The 3,161-nt window shown below is 59.6% G+C and carries 2 protein-coding genes; both read right to left on the bottom strand.

Going from position 1 to position 3,161, the window contains the following annotated elements; all coding sequences use genetic code 11:
• Positions 1-1,260 (bottom strand): FAD-dependent oxidoreductase (locus HF921_RS12820; RefSeq protein WP_215893958.1); only part of this gene is annotated, 1,260 nt, incomplete at its 3' end.
• A 28-nt stretch (positions 1,261-1,288) separates the two neighbouring features.
• The coding region (gene gltB / locus HF921_RS12815) for a glutamate synthase large subunit (protein WP_215893957.1) at positions 1,289-3,161 on the bottom strand (1,873 nt) is incomplete at its 5' end.

The raw sequence follows: 3,161 nt of genomic DNA, 5'->3' as shown, positions 1-3,161 counted from the left end.
GATCCGCCCATGGGCATCCGTGCTGATACCGTGCTCCGCAAACCAGGGGGCGGGGGAGGGGTCGAAACCAAAAGCGACGATCACCGCATCGGCATCCAATATCTGCTCTGAGCCGGGGATGATTTCCGGACGGCGACGGCCTTTGGCATCTGGTTCCCCCAGGCGGGTTTCCACCAGACGCACACCCCGGGCGCCCGATGCCGCATCACCAATAACTTCGACGGGTTGGCGATTGAAGAGGAATTTGACGCCTTCTTCGCGGGCGTTGGCGACTTCCCGGCGTGAGCCGGGCATGTTTTCTTCGTCGCGGCGATAGGCACAGGTGACACTGCTGGCACCCTGACGGATGGCTGTGCGTAAACAATCCATGGCGGTATCGCCACCCCCGAGTACCACGATTCGTTTGCCGGACAGGCTGACATAAGGCAGGTCTGGGTCAGGCGGCAACTGCATCAGGTGACGCGTGTTAGCGATCAGATAGGAGAGCGCGTTGAGGACGCCGGGCAAGTCTTCACCGGGGAAGTCGCCGGTCTTCGCGGTGTAGGTGCCCATCCCCAGAAACACGGCGTCAAAATCTTCCAGTAACCTGGTCAGAGAAATATCCTTGCCGACCTCCGTATCGAGCTGAAAACGAATGCCCATTTCCTGCAATAGATCGGCGCGGCGGGCGACGACTTCTTTTTCCAGTTTGAAAGAGGGGATGCCGAAGGTGAGCAAACCGCCGACGGCCGGATAGCGGTCAAAAACGACGACCTCGGTACCGGCGCGATTGAGGATGTCCGCACAGCCGAGGCCGGCCGGGCCTGCCCCTACCACGGCAACGCGTTTGCCGTTAGGGATAATCTCAGGCACTTCCGGACGCCAGCCGCGGGCGAGGGCTTCTTCGGTGATGAATCTCTCCAGGTTGCCAATGGTGACGGCGCCATAGCCATCGTTGAGGGTACAGGCGCCCTCACAAAGACGGTCCTGGGGGCAGATACGGCCACAGATTTCCGGCAGGGTATTGGTTTGATGGGACAACTCCGCTGCTTCTTCAAGACGATTCTCGACGATGAGTTGCAGCCAGTTGGGAATGTAGTTGTGCACCGGGCATTTCCATTCACAATAAGGATTGCCGCAATGCAGGCAACGGTCAGCCTGCAATTTGGCACTGTCCAGGTCAAAGCTGTTGTAGATTTCCTTGAATGCCTCGCGGCGTTCTTCCACGTCCAGTTTTTTGGGGTCCTGCCGCGGGTCTTCGATGAATGAAAAATAACTCATGATTTTTTCCTCGGGGTGACGCGGTTGCTCAACTCGCTTCTTCGAGCAGGACATCCAATTTGGCGGCTTTGGGCACCACCAGCCAGACATCACGGATAAAGTGGGCCCAGTTCTTGAGCAGTGCTGCGGCATAAGCGCTGCCGGTGGTTGCTATATGTGTTTCGATATGGCGCCGCAGCAAGGCCTCGTAACCGCGCATGGACTCGGTTTCAATCCGGTGATAATTCACCAGTTCACCGTTCACCTGATCAGGAAATTGGCGGGCCTGATCGCGGACGAAGGCGAGACCACCCGTCATGCCGGCGCCGAAGTTCACGCCGACCGTGCCGAGGATGACTATCTGACCGCCGGTCATGTATTCACAGGCATGGTCGCCGGCGCCTTCAATCACGGCGATGGCCCCGGAGTTGCGTACCGCAAAACGCTCACCGGCGCGCCCGGCCGCATAGAGACGTCCGCCGGTGGCCCCGTACAAACAGGTGTTGCCGATAATGGCCGAGTCCTGACTGGCGTAGGAAACGCCCTCCGGCGGTGCGATGATGATGGTGCCGCCGTTCATGGCCTTGCCCACGTAATCGTTGGCATCGCCATGCAGATGCAGGGTCATTCCCTGTACGCAGAAGGCGCCGAAAGATTGCCCTGCCGTTCCGTGGAGTTCGACATGCACCGCGTCTTCCCGCAGGCCGGTATTACCATGGCGTCGGGCGATTTCTCCGGCGAGACGAGCGCCGATGGAGCGGTTCACATTGCGGATCGGATAGTGCAAACGGGTGGGGATTTGCTCGTCCAGCGCGGGTTGTGCGTCCTTCACCATGGTTTCAGCAAGCTCGCCTTTGTCGAAAGGCGGGTTGCGGTCCTGAGTGTGGATGTTGCTATCGGCATCGCGCAGATCGGCATTGACCAGCAGTGGGCGGAGGTTCAGATGGGCCTGTTTTTCGGTTTGTGCTCCACCGATTTCCAGCATTTGGCTGGCGCCAACCAGATCGTCAAAGCGCCGGATGCCGAGTTGCGCCATGATTTCGCGGGCTTCTTCAGCGACGAAGTGGAAGTAGTTGATGACCATTTCCGGGAGGCCGGTGAAATGCTTGCGCAGGGTTTCATCCTGCGTGGCGATGCCGGTGGCGCAGTTGTTGAGATGGCAGATGCGCAGATACTTGCAGCCCAGCGCGATCATCGGTGCGGTGCCAAAACCGAAACTCTCCGCCCCCAGCAAGGCACCTTTGATCACATCCAGTCCGGTCTTAAAGCCGCCGTCGGCCTGCAAGCGCACCCTGTGCCGCAAGTGGTTGCGGCGCAGGGCGGTCTGAGTTTCTGCCAGACCCAGTTCCCATGGAGAACCGGCATATTTGACCGAACTCAGCGGGCTGGCGCCGGTGCCACCGTCATAGCCGGCGATGGTGATGCGGTCGGCATAGGCCTTGGCCACCCCGGCGGCGATCGTTCCGACGCCGGCCTCGGAGACCAGCTTGACGGAAACATAGGCTTGCGGATTAATCTGCTTCAGGTCAAAAATAAGCTGTGCCAAGTCTTCAATAGAATAAATATCGTGGTGCGGCGGCGGGCTGATGAGGGCGACGCCTTCCTTGGCGTAGCGCAGACGGGCGATGATGCCACTGACTTTATGTCCCGGTAACTGACCACCTTCGCCGGGTTTGGCGCCCTGTGCCACCTTGATCTGCAACTCTTCGGCGTTAACCGCGTACTCTGGTGTCACGCCAAAGCGGCCTGAGGCTATTTGCTTGATCTTGCTTATCTTGTTGTTGTGGTAACGGGCCGGATCTTCGCCGCCTTCGCCGGAGTTGGAACGCCCGCCGATGGTGTTCATGGCGATGGCCAGGGCTTCGTGGGCTTCTGGCGAGAGCGCGCCCAAGGACATGGCAGCGGTGTCAAAACGGCGGGTG

It is taken from the genome of Acidithiobacillus ferriphilus (assembly GCF_018854775.1).
Classification (GTDB): domain Bacteria; phylum Pseudomonadota; class Gammaproteobacteria; order Acidithiobacillales; family Acidithiobacillaceae; genus Acidithiobacillus; species Acidithiobacillus ferriphilus.
This window is presented reverse-complemented; position numbering and strand designations above follow the sequence as displayed.